Source organism: Solibacillus sp. FSL W8-0474 (assembly GCF_038004065.1).
In the GTDB taxonomy this organism is placed as follows: Bacteria; Bacillota; Bacilli; order Bacillales_A; family Planococcaceae; genus Solibacillus; species Solibacillus faecavium.
The window spans coordinates 640,293-657,212 of the sequence record NZ_JBBOQJ010000001.1 but is presented as its reverse complement, the minus strand read 5'-3'; the positions used below and the strand labels follow the sequence as shown (position 1 = coordinate 657,212).

12 protein-coding genes are annotated in these 16,920 nt (G+C 35.5%); 2 read left to right on the top strand and 10 right to left on the bottom strand.

Annotated elements, in window-relative coordinates:
• Positions 1-52 precede the first annotated feature (52 nt).
• The 3 genes from NYE67_RS03325 to istA (NYE67_RS03315) all read right to left on the bottom strand — a co-directional run bounded on the left by NYE67_RS03325 (position 53) and on the right by istA (NYE67_RS03315) (position 5,088).
• Positions 53-2,833, bottom strand: a complete 2,781-nt coding sequence (locus NYE67_RS03325; protein ID WP_340729164.1) for an S-layer homology domain-containing protein — start codon at positions 2,831-2,833, stop codon at positions 53-55.
• 109 nt (positions 2,834-2,942) lie between these two features.
• Positions 2,943-3,665 carry an IS21-like element helper ATPase IstB gene (gene istB / locus NYE67_RS03320; protein WP_340729163.1) on the bottom strand — a complete coding sequence of 241 codons (723 nt, stop codon included), beginning with the start codon at positions 3,663-3,665 and terminating at the stop codon, positions 2,943-2,945.
• Complete coding sequence (gene istA / locus NYE67_RS03315) at positions 3,658-5,088, bottom strand: IS21 family transposase (RefSeq protein ID WP_340729162.1); 1,431 nt, start codon at positions 5,086-5,088, stop codon at positions 3,658-3,660. Before istA (NYE67_RS03315) ends, istB (NYE67_RS03320) begins: the two co-directional genes overlap by 8 nt.
• A gap of 325 nt (positions 5,089-5,413) precedes the next feature.
• Between istA (NYE67_RS03315) and istA (NYE67_RS03310) the strand changes: the two genes are divergently transcribed.
• Positions 5,414-6,943, top strand: coding sequence for an IS21 family transposase (gene istA, locus NYE67_RS03310; RefSeq protein WP_340730878.1), 1,530 nt, complete (start codon positions 5,414-5,416; stop codon positions 6,941-6,943).
• A complete protein-coding gene (gene istB / locus NYE67_RS03305) occupies positions 6,936-7,697 on the top strand; it encodes an IS21-like element helper ATPase IstB (RefSeq protein WP_340729161.1) in 762 nt (253 codons plus the stop codon). The genes istA (NYE67_RS03310) and istB (NYE67_RS03305) overlap by 8 nt, the downstream gene beginning before the upstream one ends.
• Positions 7,698-7,913: 216 nt before the next feature.
• On the opposite strand, the gene NYE67_RS03300 is transcribed toward istB (NYE67_RS03305), so the two are convergent.
• The 7 genes from NYE67_RS03300 to NYE67_RS03270 form a co-directional block, all read right to left on the bottom strand.
• Entirely contained in the window at positions 7,914-9,608 is a 1,695-nt protein-coding gene (locus NYE67_RS03300; RefSeq protein ID WP_340729160.1) for a phospho-sugar mutase, read from the bottom strand.
• 5 nt (positions 9,609-9,613) lie between these two features.
• A complete protein-coding gene (locus NYE67_RS03295) occupies positions 9,614-10,888 on the bottom strand; it encodes a glucose-6-phosphate isomerase (protein WP_340729158.1) in 1,275 nt (424 codons plus the stop codon).
• A 77-nt stretch (positions 10,889-10,965) separates the two neighbouring features.
• Positions 10,966-11,952, bottom strand: coding sequence for a UDP-glucose 4-epimerase GalE (galE, locus tag NYE67_RS03290; RefSeq protein WP_340729157.1), 987 nt, complete (start codon positions 11,950-11,952; stop codon positions 10,966-10,968).
• The gene (gene galU, locus NYE67_RS03285) at positions 11,949-12,833 is read right to left on the bottom strand and encodes a UTP--glucose-1-phosphate uridylyltransferase GalU (RefSeq protein ID WP_340729156.1); all 885 of its coding nucleotides are present in this window, start codon (positions 12,831-12,833) and stop codon (positions 11,949-11,951) included. Before galU ends, galE begins: the two co-directional genes overlap by 4 nt.
• A 47-nt stretch (positions 12,834-12,880) precedes the next feature.
• Positions 12,881-14,260, bottom strand: a complete 1,380-nt coding sequence (locus NYE67_RS03280) for a sugar phosphate nucleotidyltransferase (protein ID WP_340729155.1) — start codon at positions 14,258-14,260, stop codon at positions 12,881-12,883.
• Positions 14,261-14,291: 31 nt separating this feature from the next.
• Complete coding sequence (locus NYE67_RS03275) at positions 14,292-15,698, bottom strand: undecaprenyl-phosphate glucose phosphotransferase (protein WP_340729154.1); 1,407 nt, start codon at positions 15,696-15,698, stop codon at positions 14,292-14,294.
• 111 nt (positions 15,699-15,809) lie between these two features.
• Positions 15,810-16,919, bottom strand: a complete 1,110-nt coding sequence (locus tag NYE67_RS03270; RefSeq protein ID WP_340729153.1) for a glycosyltransferase — start codon at positions 16,917-16,919, stop codon at positions 15,810-15,812.
• Position 16,920 lies beyond the last annotated feature (1 nt).

The window sequence follows — 16,920 nt, the reverse complement described above, 5'->3', positions numbered from 1 at the left end:
AATTGACGAATTGTTGTCGTTTCAGGACCGTAAGAATCTACATCATCCCAATCTAGATCCGCATAAACAATTCCATTTGATGTTGTGCGCTTCTCCCCGTAATAAATATGGAATTTCTCGCCACTGTCGGCCCTTCTAAATGTGAATCTAAATCTCTTGGATCCTTGTCCCAAGAAAGCATAATTTTAATTTCTTGTGAAGCAGCTGCACGGATAGCTGTTTCATGTTGATCCGTTAAAAATACATCCGTAGAAGCATTTGCAATCATGTAAGAAGTTACATAACCAGGTGCTGAAAATTCCCCTGTATAAACGCCTGCCGGTAAATTCACTGAATAGTAACCGTACGCATCTGTTGTTGCAGTTGCTACTACCTCACCTTGTGTAGTACCTGAACCTGCTCGGAATTTAATCGATAAGTTTGGAATACCAACATATTGAATATCTGTAATACGACCTGCAAACCCTGTTTTTACTTCGTATGAAGAAGCTAAATCACCCCCGGTTACTTTGGCATTTTTAGAAGTTACTTTCACTTGAACAGTTTTCCCAGCATTCTCAGCTACATTAAGTGGTGTAAACGAAATACGCTGTTTATTTGCATCATATTCTAAACCTTGTAAGACCACTTCATTACCATCAATGTAGGCTTTCACTTCAAAATCAGCCATAGTTAAACCAGCAATAAAGTTTGTTAATTGTAACAAAATTGCATTTTGTGAAGCTAACGCCGATGTTAATGTTGCCGTTGCATTTGGATCAGAGTAGCTCTCCGTAACTGTTTCACCTGCAATATTTACTGAACTGTATCCGCGATTAATGTCTAATACTAAGTTTTGTGGACGTTGAGATAATGTAGAACCTTCTGCATTAATGTGAGCTTGTTGAATAATGCCTGTACCTAAAACTTCTGCTGCTGCATTTAATACTAAAGTACGAATATCCGTTTGTTCGCTTAAATTAATACGAACATTTGTCGCTCGTGAGTTAATTGTTTCAAATACACCCGTTAATTCAACTTGGAAGCCTTCACCAGCTGTTTGCATTGCTTCAGATACAGTGATGTCTTCAAAGCCAGAAGAACCCTCAGCTAAGTTTTGCTCAACTACTAAAGTTGGTGTTTCTAATTGGACTTCATATACTTGTGTTCTACCTTGTGCAACAATACGAACAGCACCTGAATTTTTATTTACGATTACTGTCGCTAATACTGAGTCAGTAAAGTAAATACTGTTTTTTCCGCCACCTTTAACGATTGTTTGACCCGTTACATTAACACCTTTTAAATGAACATCTCCTTCACCGATGTCTTCACCTAAAATAAGATTACCGTTAATTGTAACATTTTGTAAGTTTACATTTGCTGTATTAATGAATAAGTCCCCAGCAATTACTTGTTTACCTGTTGTTGGACCATATGTACCGGCAGTAGAAATTGTAGAGCCTGTAATTTGCTCCGCCCGATTATCATTATTTGATATTGGGGTGCTTGGTATATAAACGGAATTCGAACCTGAAGTTGTCGGTGCTTCTACCGCATCTCCATTAGCTGTTACGATTTGAGCGATATTTGATTTAATCGAGTCATAGTTTTTAATTACATCAACTACCTTCACACTTACTGGTAGTATAAGTTTATCAATTTTTGTATTCGCACCTAAAGTAATGTTTGAATCTTTTTCAAGAACATTTAATGTTTTAATTTTCCCTTCGATATTAATCGAAGCTTTACTAGCTTTTACCATTGTTAATGTATCCACATTTACAGTACCAGCTACCGTTGTATCATTACGGTTTAATTCAATTGTAGGAGTAGTAACCTGATCTAAAGTAATCGTAGAGCCTTTTGTGCTATTAGCTACAATTGCGCCTAAAGATGCTACTGGCGAAGCTTTAATTGTATCAATAACTAATTTCCCTTGAATTGTTGCATTTGAAATTTTAACAGATGCGCTGTTAAGTACTACGTTACCTGTAATGTTCGCTTGTCCAAAATCTAATACTGCAGGTGCTTCTTCAGAGCTTGCTGCTGTAATTGATAAAGACTTCACTTCTACTATCTCATTGTTTTTTACAATTGCTGTTATTTGAGCACCTTTTAAAGCGGCTGCATTTGATTCAGTGAAAATTGCTTGTGTTGCTGAAGTTGCTTTTAATTCAACTGTTGAAGTTTTAATAGTATTTCCTGCTACTTCATCAATCGTGAATATTGCTTCTTCAGTAGCCTGTACATTTTCTGCACGTACAACAAAAGTCGCTAATTGGCCGCGCGTTACATTTGATGAACCATCAAAAGTAGTAGCTGTTTTACCTGTAGTTACTTTGTTCTCATATAATGCTGCAATAAATTGTGCATAATCTTTACGAACATCCGAAAATGGTGTAGTACCTTCTAATGTTCCTAACTTAAAACCATTAGCAATCATTTTCGCCATATGGTTACGTAAAATTGGTTCACCTTGACGGAATGTATTATCCTCATAACCACTAATAATTCCCACATTTGCTAAAGCTGCAATCGCACCGTAATATTGATGAGTTTCCGGAATATCTTTAAAACCTGGATTTGATACATTTACCGTATCCAATCCTAAGACACCAGCTAAGATTTTTGCTGCTTGACCACGTGTCACCTCAGCATTCGTACGGAAAGTACCATCAGTAAAGCCTTGGATAATCCCCCGTGGTTGTAGATTTAAAATATCATTGTAAAAATAATCAGTCGTCTTTAAATCTTTAAAACTTGCCTCAGCAGTTGCCGGAGCCACTACGGCAACACCTGAAGCTACAAGCGCTGCTGCAAGTGTTGCATTGAAATACTTTTTCTTAGTCACTGTCTCATTTCCCCTTTTTCTCTATTGAAGTACTATAATTGTATTTTGCAAGAGAAAAGTGCAGAGAATTGCAACGAAAAATACAGAGTGTTGCCACCCGATAATTCCCCTATTTTCTCGACAATGCATTTGTTAAACGGAAGCTCTGGCCCGTGTAGGAAATAATGTGGGCGTGATGAATCAAACGATCCACCAGAGCTGCCGTTAAACGTGAATCCGAGAAAATGCGGTTCCACTGACTAAATTCTAAATTTGAAGTGATAATTAAGCTCTTTTGTTCATAGAACTCTGAAATAATTTGAAACAGTAATTCTGCTCCTTCTTTGCCGAAGGGCAAATAACCCATTTCATCTAAAATCATTAAATCAATTTTCTCTAATTTACTTCTAAACTGCTTCAATTTCCCCGTATGTAGGGCTTGCTCTAGCTCCTCAACTAAATGCGATACACGATAAAAACGTACTTCAAATCCATGCTCACAAGCCTTTCGGCCAAGGGCAGAAGCTAAATGTGTTTTACCTGTTCCAGGTGCGCCAACTAAAATGACATTCTCTTTTCTTCGAATAAAATCTAGCTGTTCTAACTCATCTTTCGTTAAATGGCTAGGCAAACAAATATCTTTATGCCACTGGTAGCTTTCTAGCGTTTTTGTATCAATGAAACGAGCTTGTTTCAAGTTACGTGCTATTTTTGCTTGTTCTCTGCCAAGCTGCTCTTTTAATAAAACTTGATACAGATATTCTTCCGGCTCAGTAAAAGGCACTTCTTTAATTGCTTCTGATACATATGCTAATCTCAATTGCTTACAGAGTGTTAAAATATCTTCATTCATGATTTAACACCTCCGTCCCTTTTGGGGATAAGGCATCATATTCTGTCCAATTAACACCGTAAGGATGTTCAGTTTCTTCAGCCTCACGGCCAATATAATTATAAAAATTTTGATCAATATCATTCATATCATGTGTAAGTAAAAGTGTCAGTAATTCATTAATCCGTTGTTTTCTTAACGCAAGTGAAGGAACTGTTAAATACTCTTTAATGCGCGTTGGCAGATAGATTGAGTAACGGGAATGCCCTACAACACGTGGTTTTTTCAACCAATCTTTTAAGATTTCCTTCCATGGAATAAAACGACGTTTCCTCATATAAGGTCGGGCATCAGATAATAAAATTTCTCCGTCATTTGTGATGACTTTATACGAATCCCAGTAGGTCACACAAGAAAGCTGGACGTAGTTCCTTGCTCTTGGCACATGAATCAAATGCCCATCAAGTTTGAATTCATTATATTTATTAAACTTGATTAAAAACTGCTTAAATACCGGATACGGTTTTTCAGGTAATTTGATTAATTGCTTTTGCTCACGCTGCCACAGCTCATCAATCATTACTTCTTTTTTATAATGAACTCGTTGACGATCCTTGAATAATTGTTGTTCTAATTGATTCGTTAAATCTTCAAGATCCTTTATTACCGGAGATAGGCTAAAGAAGTTATAACGAACATAACCTACTTTACCTTCCACATGACCTTTTTCGTTTCCTTTTCGTGGGTTACATACTTGCACTTTAAACCCGTAATATTGTTGGAAATGTCGAAAGGCTTCTGTTAGTTGTGCCTCTGAATCGCCTTTTCTTACCTTTTTCACCGCAGGTGTTAAGTTATCAATTCGAATGCTCAATGGAACACCACCAGCCTGTTTAAATAACACTTGAAGTCCGCCTAAAAAGCACTCTAAATTTTCACCGGGCATCGGTACCGCAAATGCTGTATTACTTGCTGGAAATGACATGACCAATGCGTGAACATCAAGTATTTTGCCATCTTGAACAGCTTCCATAATCCCGAAATCTACTTGAGCTTCTCCTTCTGGATGTTCTAAACGTTCATGACCTTTGTCTATTTCGTCTTCTTGTGCTGCTTTCCATTCTTGAATGAAATTACAAAGTGTTCTATAGGAACCTTTGAAGCCCTTCTTTACTAAATCTTCAAACATTTTCTTATTTGTACGGCGTAACTTTTTCTTAAGTTTTAAATCCTCTTCTAACCAATCAATTACGATTTCTCCCCATTCTTCGTCGTACATCATGCCCGTTTTCAAATGAGTTTTCTCTTGAGGCAATTGATCTCCATCGCCATATTTTTTGGCAGTGCGCCAATTCACTTGCATTGTATTGGCAATTTCGGTAATAGATAGTCCTTTTTCATTTCGTAATGTTTTGATACAATTAACTTCAGACATTGCTAGCATCCTTTCTTACCTCCACTTTTTGGATTCGACACCTAAAAGAGTAGAGGGACTTGGGGTGGCTGGCAAGTCTTTTTTTATGCACAAAAATAGTGCAGGACTCTGTACAAATTCTTTGCACTAGTCTGCACTTTTATTTTGCAATAAACAATAATGGTAAATATAGTTAAATTAATGTAATTCCACCATCTATTAACCTAGTGTAAACGCTAAAATATAATTAACAGTTTTTGCTCATTTCAATTGAACACTTTTTTGCTAAATTAATAGTTTCTAGTAAACTGAAAATATCAGTTTACAGGAGGCTGTACTAATGGAGGAAAAGCTTGTGTTATATATTGAAATACATCAATTGCGTGAACGGAGATTCCGAATTGCACAAATCGCAAGACGATTAAAAATTTCACGTAATACTGTTTATAAATATTTAGAAATGTCATTTGAAGAAGCGGTAAATGAATTTGGTCATACGCAGCGAAAGAAAAAGTTAGATTCTTATCAAGATTGGGTTGTAAATTGGTTACGTGAAAATCCAGACTTAAGTGGTGCGCAAGTATACGATTGGCTACTGGAGGAATTTCCACAGATTGATGTGGGAGAAAGCACTGTTAGACGATATGTAAATGAAATGCGTGAGATTTACCAAATTGAAAAGAAAGTTGAACCGAGAGAGTATGAAGCGGTAGTGGAACAGCCACCAGGTAAACAATTGCAAGTTGACTGGGGACAAACGATTCAAAAAATGACGAATGGTAAAGAGGTAAAACTATATTTTATCGCTTTTGTCTTGGCCCATTCTCGTTACAAATATCTTGTGTGGCAAGATCGTCCATTTACTACGAAAGATACAATTCGCTGTCATGAAAAAGCGTTTCAGTATTATGGTGGTGTAACAGAAGAAATCGTCTATGATCAAGATAATTTAATCGCAGTGAGTGAAAATGCAGGAGATCTTATTTTAACAAAAGAATTTCAGCAGTATGTAAAAGAGCGCAAATTTAACGTTTATCTCTGCCGTAAAGCAGATCCTGAGTCCAAAGGGAAAATTGAAAACGTCGTGAAGTACGTGAAAAATAACTTTGCGAAAAACCGTGTTTATTCAACGCTTGAGGATTGGAATGAAAGGGCTTTGAAATGGTTGGATCGAACAGGCAATTATAAAGTCCATCACACAACAAAAAAGAGACCTTTTGAAGTGTTTCTCCTGGAAAAGCAACACTTGAAAAAAGTCTCCTCACTGCTTTCCTTATCAGAAAGCAACCATACAGAAATTATAACAAGGATTGTGAACAAGGACAATACAGTTCGCTATGCGTCTAATCGATATTCGGTTCCTTTAGGGACGTATACGAAGTACCCACAACTACATTTGATTGTAAATGAGAAAACATTAAGGGTTGTGGAACCACATACTGGAGAAATCCTTGCGGATCATACAGTTAGTTTAGAAAAAGGGAAACTGATCAAAAACGTAAATCATGGACGTGATCGTTCTAAGTCGCTAGATCAGTTACAACAACAGGTGCTCACCCTATTTCCTTATGAAGGAGCAGCACAATATATACAGGATGTCTGTCATACATATGGTCGTTATCGACGTGACCAATTATTACTTTTCCAAAAAGTTGCGAAGGAAAGCCCTGAATGGATTTCTTTAGCGCTTGAAAAATGTATTCAGGAAAAATTGAATAGTGCCAATGAATTTCGTGATGTTGTCGACTATTTGAAGCGTACGAAAAAAGAGCCTGAAATTGAAACAACCGTTGAAGTAACACTTAAACAACCTGTGCCAATCGCAGTGCAAACAAGGGACTTACAAGAATACATTCACCGTATGGGAGGAAAGGGAAATGAGTAAAAGTGTGGCAGATATTCAACAAGCATTTAAACAATTAAGGTTAGCTGAAACGGCGGAGGGGCTTCCAGAGCTTCTTCGCCAAGCAGAACAAGTCTCGTGGACTTACTTAGAATTCATAGAGCAACTAACAACATTGGAGTTAAGAAGACGTGAAGAAAAAAGCATTGAAAAACGATTAACGTGGGCACGCTTCCCTTATCACAGACCGCTGCATATGTTCCATTTAGATGAACAGACAGCGATTACGGAACGTCAAATAAAGCAATTACGTGAATTTCAGTGGCTAGAACAAAGCTACAATTTAATCTTATTAGGACCACCTGGTGCTGGCAAAACTTTATTGGCCGTAGGTCTAGGTATTGAAGCGATTCAAAAAGGATTCCAAGTGTACTTTGTGACAATGGGTGAATTAATCCAATTATTAAAAACAGAGGAATTTACGCATCGCTCTCAAATTCAATTAAAACGCCTAAGGGCTTCTGATATGGTCATTATTGATGATGTCATGTACATGGCTTTAGATCAGCGAGAGGCTACGTTATTTTTCCAACTCGTGCATCAGTTGTATGAGCAAAGTTCCCTAATTCTAACATCGAATCGTAGTCCAGAAGAATGGACGGAGTTAGTGGGTAATCAAGGGATGATGACAGCGATTTTAGATCGCCTGTTACACCGAGTAGAAGTAATTCATATGAACAACGAAAGTCATCGAATGAGCAAAAAATGTTCAATTGGGGTTGACGGTTACACCTAGTTATTATTATAAGCGAAAACTATTAATTATATCCATAATTTTCAATATTAGAAGGTAATATGATATGCAATAGTTAAATATAGTTATTATTAGCATCTATTATATTGTCTTGGATTAGTTTATAGGCTAATCGGATAAAAATAATTTTGAAATGAGCAAAAGGCATAGCTTGTTGTAAGCTATGCCTTTTGCATAATTAAGTTAACCAGTCACCTGTCATATTAAAATGTTTTCTTTTAGCAACGCTAGAATGTTATTTGCTTGCTCTTTTGTTTCTCTAACTACACCAAAATAAAACTTACATTTTGGCTCAGTTCCTGAAGGTCGAATGGCGATCCAAGATTTATCCTCTAGTACAAACTTTAATACATTTTCTTTAGGTAAAAGGATTGGCTCTGTAGTGCCGTCATGTAAAGTTGCAACTCCTGTTAAGTAGTCCTCAACACGTACAACTGCTACCCCAGCAATTTCTTTAGGCGTATTTAACCGGTAGTTATTTAAAATCGCCTTCATCTGCTCTTGTCCGTCTTTACCTTCGAATGTTTTAGACACAAGAGCTTCCTTATAGTAGCCAAACTGTTCATGCAGCTCTTCCAAAGCTTCCAGCAACGTTTTTTCTTTTGTTGAATAATATGCAGCCATTTCTGCAACTTTTAAAGCTACTTGGACCGCATCTTTATCTCGAACAAAGGTCTCAATTAAATAACCATAGCTTTCCTCATAACCAAACAAATATGTATGAGCTTTCGTCATTTCAAACTCTGCCACTTTTTCTGCAATATACTTAAACCCGGTTAACGTATTAACTGTTGTCACATCGTATTGAGCAGCAATAGTAGCACCAAGTTCAGATGTAACAATCGTTTTTAACATAGCACCATCTGCTGGGAGTGTACCGTTCTGTTGTTTTGTTTGCAAAATATAATTTAATAAAAGTGCACCAAGCTGATTGCCTGTAAGAAGCTCATACGAATTACCATTACGTACAGCTACCCCTAAACGATCTGCATCAGGATCGGTTGCGAGTAATAGGTCTGCTCCTACTTGGTTACCTAGCTCGATCGCCATAGAAAAGGCAGCCGCTTCTTCCGGATTAGGATATGAAACAGTAGGGAAAGCACCATCTTGTACAGCTTGCTCCTCAACAATATGTATTTCATTAAATCCGAATTGCTTTAAGCCTTCTACTACGGGAACAAGTCCCGCTCCGTGTAACGGCGTATATACAAGTTTCATATTATAATTAATATCATTATTATTTTTTAAAGTTAATAAATTATTCATGAATTTTTCATCCAGATCTTCCAAAACCCAATGAAACAGCCCCTGTTGTTCTAGCTGGGTCACATCTGCAACTTCAATCGCAAAAATATCACTAATTTGGTTCATATGCTCGATAATCGCATTTGCTCCAGTAGGTACAAGCTGCGCACCGTCCTCACCGTATACCTTGAAGCCATTATATTGCTTCGGATTGTGACTGGCCGTAATGACAACCCCTGCAAAAGCATTCAACTCACGCACTGTAAAAGATAACTGCGGTGTTGGACGTGCCTCTTTATATACATAAGAGGTAATACCATGTATACCTAATACACGAGCTGTCTCCACTGCAAATTCATATGAAAAATGACGTGTGTCGTAAGCAATCGCAACACCTCGCTTTTTCGCTTCTTCTCCATTTGAAGAAATATAGCGTGCCAAGCCCTCTGCTACTCGGCGGATCGTATAGATGTTCATGCGGTTTGTACCAGCGCCGAGAATCCCCCTTACTCCACCCGTACCAAATGATACATACTGGTAGAAACAATCTTCAATTGCTTTATTATCCTCTTCAATTAATAATAGTTCCTCAATTATGTTTCGGGGTAAATTTTGTTTTTTCCACATTTCAAATAATTCAAAACTCATAATTTTTAATTCTCCTTTAAAAGCTCAAGCATTTTACGTTTATATGCCTCAACACCTGGTTGATCAAATGGATTTACTTCTAATAAACATGCACTCATCGCACACGCTTTCATAAAGAAGTAAATTAAATAGCCTAAATGGTACTCATCTAATTTTGGAAGCTCTAATTGAATTATGGGTACGCCACCTTCTGAATGGGCAAGAGCTGTCCCTTGTTTAGAAATAGTATTAATTTCATTGAAAGTACGATTCGACAAATAATTCAAACCATCTTCATTTCGGCTATCAAATGGCACTTGCAGGTCACCCTCTATTTCATGGAAATGAAGTAGCGTTTCAAACATTATTGGACTGCCATCTTGAATAAATTGACCGATTGAATGTAAATCTGTTGAAAAATTAACCGTTGAAGGGTATAACCCCTTTTTTTCCTTTCCTTCACTTTCGCCAAAGAGTTGCTTCCACCACTCGTGGAATTTATTCAATCCTGGTTCAAATGAAGCAAGGAGTTCAATTGAATAGCCCTTTTTATACAACATGTGTCGCATTACAGCATATTTATAAGCATCATTATGGGATAAATCTGATTCTAATAGCTCTTCTGTTGCATGTTTTGCACCAGCCATTAAAGCACGAATATCCACCCCTGCAGCCGCAACTGGTAATAAGCCGACTGGTGTTAATACTGAGTAACGTCCGCCAATAGTTGCTGGAATAACGAATTGGCGATAGCCAGCTTTATCAGCTATCCCTTTTAATATACCTTTTTCAGCATCTGTTGTTACAATAATACGTTCTTTACTCTTTTTCCCATACCTTTCTTCCATATAATGACGCATTACACGAAATGCTAGAGCAGGCTCCATCGTACCGCCTGATTTTGAAATGACATTAATATATACCTGCTTTTTGTCTAAATAAGATAGAAGTTGTTTAATATAAGCCCCACTCATGTTTAAACCAACATATACAACCTCGATACCACCCTTTGTTGAGCCAAAGTATGGCATTATCGCTTCTTGAATGGCACGAGCACCTAAAAAAGAACCACCTACTCCGACTACAACTAGAACATCTGCGCATTCACGAATTTCTGATGCTACACGTTCAATTGAAACTAGTATTTCTTGTTGGTCTTGCAAAGGGGCATTAATCCAACCTGTTAATTCAAATTGTGGAAGTGTATTATGGATAACTTGTACTTGATTTTTATATTTTAAAATGTCACTTTCTTCAAGAGAACAGTTTAGTAATGTTGTTTTTACAATTTCTTTGATCATAGTGTGTAGTCCCCACTTCTGATAATTTCAGATAAAACTATTATGACATATGTAAAAAAGAAAACCAACTCGGAACATTATTCGAGTTGGTTACTATAAACGTTATTTGAATGCCATTTATATGCGCTATTTATTATCCTAAATAAATCCTGATAAGCCTTCCATCCAAACTCATTATAAATCTTTTCAGCATTAGCTACTAGAATGGCTGGATCGCCTTCTCTACTTCCTACATACTGTACATTTGCTTTTTTTCCTGTAACTTTCTGACACATATCAATTACTTGCTTTACAGAATAGCCATTGCCATTTCCTAAATTATAAACTGTGTTTAATTTTTTTCCAGCTAACAATTGATCAAGAACTACTACATGTGCTTTGGCAATATCTGTAACATGAATATAATCTCTAATACATGTACCATCTGGTGTATCGTAATTCGTACCATATACCGAAATAGATTCACGTTGTCCTAATAGATGCTGTAATACTAATGGAATTAAATGAGTCTCTGGTGTATGATATTCTCCTATTAATCCACTCTCATCTGCTCCAGCCGCATTAAAATATCGTAGTATCACATAATTTAAGCCATAGCTCTTTGAAAAATCTTGAATCATTTGCTCCACCATTAACTTAGAATGACCATATGGGTTAATAGGATGAGTTGGCGTCTGTTCATCAATGAACTCTACTTGTGGAATCCCGTATGTAGCCGCAGTTGATGAAAATATAAAATTATTTATACTGTTTTCTTTCATTAACTTTAATAAATTGAATGTAGCCACTACATTATTTTCATAGTATTTAAGGGGGTCTTTTACTGATTCCCCTACTAAACTATATGCAGCAAAGTGCAGCACTGCTTCGATTTGATAACTGTCAAACAGTTGTTGAACGACTTGAGTATCGCCTAAATCTCCTTGAACAAAAATCGCTTTGTCATCGACAGCCCAACGATGCCCAGTACTTAAATTATCTAAAACGACAACATTATGAGACCGAACCAATTCTTTTACAAAATGACTGCCAATATACCCAGCGCCACCGACGACTAAAATCATAAAACATCACCATTTAATTGCTTTGCTTTTTCTAAAATATACTTTTTAACACCTTCGCTTAAATCTTCACGCTCTAATGCAAAGTCAATAGTTGTTTCAATAAATCCTAATTGTTCACCAACATCATAGCGCCGGCCTTCAAATTCATAGGCAAAAACACGCTGAATATTATTTAGAGATTCAATCGCATCTGTCAATTGAATTTCTCCGCCCACACCTTGCTTCTTCTCATCTAAATAACGGAAAATTTCAGGTGTCAAAATATAGCGACCAATGATTGCATAATTTGAAGGTGTATTTTCTAAAGAAGGTTTCTCTACAAATTGATTAACCTGCATTAATCTATCCTCTGTATTAACAGGATCAATAATACCGTAACGATGGACATCTTCATTTGGTACTTTTTGCACTCCGATGATACTGGATAGTGTCTGCTCATATTGATGCATTAGCTGCATTAAGCAAGGTTCTTCACTTTTTACAATATCATCACCTAATAACACAGCAAATGGTTCATCACCAATAAACTTTCTAGCACACCAAATAGCATGTCCTAAACCTAGTGGCTCTTTTTGTCGGATATAGTGAATTTCAACATTCGATGATTCTTGTACTTTCTCAAGCATTTTGAGCTTTCCTTTTTCAATTAAAGTTGTTTCAAGCTCTAATGCATTATCAAAATGGTCCTCGATTGCCCGTTTTCCTTTACCTGTAACAATAATGATATCTTCAATTCCAGCAGCGATTGCCTCTTCTACAATATATTGAATTGTTGGTTTATCAACTATTGGTAACATTTCTTTTGGCATCGCCTTAGTAGCAGGCAAAAATCGTGTACCTAGCCCAGCAGCAGGGATTATTGCTTTTCTTATTTTTTTCATAAACCCTCCATGATACCTTATACCGAAATTAGTAGAATCCTTATATATTATTTACCTACTGATAATTTGCAATGTTCTTCTACTTCTTCCCAAGTCATAAAAATTCGAACAATATCTTCTTCAATCAATTGAGAACCCGTTTGAACCTCAATGAACTCCATATCGGTAATTGCCTTAATACCATGATTTGACTCTACCGGAATGATTAATACATCACCTGGCTTAACATGTCTAATTTTATCATCTAGAGCAAAATGTCCCTCACCTTTAATAATTGTCCAAACTTCGCTACGAGCAAAATGCTTCTGATAGCTTAAGTTACTTCCTGCATTAACACCGATTCGCTTTGTTAATACTTCGTTTCCTTCATCAAATTTGGTATGGTCTAATACCTTATACCAACCCCAACGACGTTCTTCGTACATAGGACGTTGCTCAAAACCATTTAGTATTTCTTTAATCTTTGGACTAGATAACTTATCTGAAACTAAAATTCCATCAGGACTAGCTGAAATAATTGCATCCTTAACACCAATAACAGTAATAGGAATATCTAATTCATTTACTAGATGGGTATTTTTAGATTCTTCACAAACTATCCCCTTACCGATAATTTGACTCCCCATTTCTTCAGTAAGAGTATTCCATGTACCAAGATCTTTCCATGTACCATTATAAGGTAAAGCAATTATATTTTTAGTTTTTTCAACAACAGCATAGTCAAAGCTAATTTTTTCTAATTCTTTATATTGTTCTAATAAACGAAAGTAATCTACTGGTAAATCTTTTTGTTGTAATAAAGAAATAATATAATCTAATTTAAAGGCGAAAACACCACAATTCCATAAAGCATTGTCCTTTAATAATAGTTCTGCTTCAATTTCTGACGGCTTTTCTTTAAAGTTCTTTACTTGGAAATATTGTTGTGATGTGTCAGAGTTCGGAACAATATATCCATATTTACTAGATGGGTAAGTTGGTACCGCACCAATTAATGCTAATTCAGCATTCGATTCATTTAAAGCTAGCTCTAATTCTTTAATTTTTTCAAAAAAGCTTGTTTCAACATATGGATCGACAGGAAGAACAGCCATGACTTCTTCTAAATTAGTTCCTTTTACTGAATACAAATAAGTGGCAGCTAATGCAATTGCCGGAAATGTATCTCTTCTTTCAGGTTCAATAATTAAAGGAACTTGATTACCTAGTTGATTTTGGATCATATCTACCTGTGACTTACTAGTTGCAATAACAGTAGATGCACTTAAATTTGTTTGTTCTAATTGTTCCCAAACGCGTTGAACCATCGATTGTAATTCTTCATTAGAATTGTTAGGCAATACTTTTAAAAATTGTTTTGACCGTGAATCGTTCGATAACGGCCATAATCTTTTACCTGATCCACCTGATAATAATATTAATTCCATTTATTTCAACCTCTTTCGTGATATATTGATTTCAGTATGCATTTTTATTTATAAAGCCATTTACAACAGTTTTGAATATTATTACGATATCAAATGAAAGTGTCCAATTTTCAATATAGTAAATATCATGCTTTATTCTGTCAGATATAGAAGTATCTCCTCTTAACCCACATACTTGAGCCCAGCCTGTAATTCCAGGTCTAATTTGATGCTTGACCATATATTTAGGTATATCCTCTTTAAATTGATCTACGAAAAATGGTCTTTCTGGACGAGGACCTACTACACTCATATCTCCCTTTAAAACATTAAAAAATTGAGGTAATTCATCTAAGCTTGTTTTCCTAATAAAGCTACCAAACTTTGTTTTTCTAGGATCATTTTCTGTTGTCCATTGTGTATTTGAAATAGTTTCAGGCATATGTTTCATTGATCTAAATTTATACATGTAGAACTTTCTTCTATTCAATCCAACTCTCTCTTGTTTAAATAGAATTGGCCCTGGAGAAGTTAGTTTCACTCCTAGCGCAATAAGTATTAATAGAGGTGATACCAGTACAATTGCTATTATCGAGAATAAAATATCAAACGCCCTTTTCAATCCTCTATTTACATAATCGTCTAATGGTACATCGCGTACATTTATAATAGGGAAGTCGCCAAACTTTTCAAAGTTAGGATTCGCAGGAAGCACATCATAAAAATCCGGTATTATCGATACCCTAACCCCCGCTTTTTCACAAATCTTTATTATATCTCCATATTTACTATAAACTGTTAATGGTAAAGCGACAACTACTTCATCTATTAATTTTTTATTTAGTACATCTTCTAAATCTTTAATTTTACCAATAATAGGTTTATATTCACTTTGATTATTGGAGACAGACTTTTTATTGTCATCTAAAAATCCTAAGATTTCAAAACCATACTCCGGATTTTTCTTAACTGTATGATAAAAATCTTTTCCCAATGCACCCGCACCTAAGACAATTAGGAATTGTTTATTAAATCCTTTACTTCTTAACTTCCAAAGACCTTTTTTTATTATAAATCGATACGATACTTGGGAAATTATATTGAAAAGAAAGTAAAGGAATAAAAATACCCTTGAAACATCTACGGTTCTGAAAAGAAATAGTAAGCTTAAAATCATAAACATACTAATAAAATTCACCTGAATAATTTTAAAAATCTCACTGATAAAACTTTTCTTTCTTTTCGGTGTGTATAATGAGACCATCAATCCAGTAGTAATATAAATTATTGAGAACGCAATATTCCATATAAAGTAATCTTCAAATGAAACTTCTGCAGTAATAACACCATCTAATAAATAAAACCGCAAAACCCATGCAATAAAAAAGATAGCTTGGATTACTAAAAAATCTGAAACTATATATAATTTAGTCAATAGAGACTCTCTGCCTCTTATCATGTGTAAACCTCCATATAACTTTAAAACTTTGAAGAACTTATATTACCAATAAGTCTATTATAGACTAAATATATAGTATGTAAATTGGATTATCTACATTAATCTACCATTTTACAGCATAGTTCGATTAATCTCCATACTTGATTCTATAAATTCCAAGATTTTCTGGCTGAAATTTTTCTGGCTGAAATTCTCTGCATGCTGCCTAATTTCTTGAGAACTAAATTTCATCGTTTCAAATTTTTGAATTGCTTCGCATAATGCATCCACCGTTTGCTCATTAAATAATACCCCTGTTTTCTCAGGTAATACTGTATCTAATGCCCCGCCTTTTCCATAGGCGATTACTGGCTTGCCACAGGCCTGTGCTTCTACAGGTGCAATACCGAAATCTTCAAATCCAGGAAATAAAAATGCTTTACTTTTTTGCATATAAACTTTAATTTGCTCATCTGTTTGGTAACCCAATAAAGTAATCGTTGGACCAGAAAGCTGTTTTAACTTTTCAAACTCTTCACCATGACCAATAACGATTAAATTTTTATTTAATTTATTACAAGCCTCAATTGCTAAATCAACTCTTTTATAAGAGACCAAACGACTAACTATAATATAGTAATCATCCGTATCATCCGTTACAGTTTCCGGCTGATAATATTCAACATCAACAGGTGGATGAATAACTGTAGAGGATTTATTGTAAATTTTACTAATCCGTTCTTTTACATTTGTAGAGTTGGCTATATAATAATCTACTCGATTAGAAGAAAGCTGATCGTAAGTTCTTAAATAATGCATCAATATCGGTATAGCTATTCTTTGCATTCTACCAGCTGAAGCTAAATATTCATGATAAAAATCCCATGTATAACGTGGAGGCGTATTACAATAACATATATGTATACTTGAAGAATTTCTTAAAACGCCTTTTGCCCCTATAGAAGTTGTACTACTTAAAATTAAATCGTATTCACTTAAATCTAGGGATTCAAATGCTATTGGAAATAACGGCAAATATCGATTATATTTTTTTTTACTGAATGGTAACTTTTGAATGAATGTTGTACGAATATCCATTTCTTTAAATATAGGATCTATTTTTTCATAATTGACTACAGAAGTATAAATTGGGGCATTAGGAAAGATTTTATGTAAATCTATTACTACTTTTTCCGCGCCCCCCATTCCCGTTAACCAGTCATGGACAATTGCAACTTTCATA

Excerpts from the sequence above, each read along its gene's own strand:
- istA (WP_340729162.1), bottom strand. The coding sequence starts at position 5,088 with ATGCTAGCAATGTCTGAAGTTAATTGTATCAAAACATTACGAAATGAA.
- NYE67_RS03270 (WP_340729153.1), bottom strand. The coding sequence starts at position 16,919 with ATGAAAGTTGCAATTGTCCATGACTGGTTAACGGGAATGGGGGGCGCG.
- istB (WP_340729161.1), top strand. The coding sequence starts at position 6,936 with ATGAGTAAAAGTGTGGCAGATATTCAACAAGCATTTAAACAATTAAGG.
- galU (WP_340729156.1), bottom strand. The coding sequence starts at position 12,833 with ATGAAAAAAATAAGAAAAGCAATAATCCCTGCTGCTGGGCTAGGTACA.
- istB (WP_340729163.1), bottom strand. The coding sequence starts at position 3,665 with ATGAATGAAGATATTTTAACACTCTGTAAGCAATTGAGATTAGCATAT.
- NYE67_RS03280 (WP_340729155.1), bottom strand. The coding sequence starts at position 14,260 with ATGGAATTAATATTATTATCAGGTGGATCAGGTAAAAGATTATGGCCG.
- galE (WP_340729157.1), bottom strand. The coding sequence starts at position 11,952 with ATGATTTTAGTCGTCGGTGGCGCTGGGTATATTGGCAGTCATTTTGTA.
- NYE67_RS03300 (WP_340729160.1), bottom strand. The coding sequence starts at position 9,608 with ATGAGTTTTGAATTATTTGAAATGTGGAAAAAACAAAATTTACCCCGA.
- NYE67_RS03295 (WP_340729158.1), bottom strand. The coding sequence starts at position 10,888 with ATGATCAAAGAAATTGTAAAAACAACATTACTAAACTGTTCTCTTGAA.
- NYE67_RS03275 (WP_340729154.1), bottom strand. The coding sequence starts at position 15,698 with ATGATAAGAGGCAGAGAGTCTCTATTGACTAAATTATATATAGTTTCA.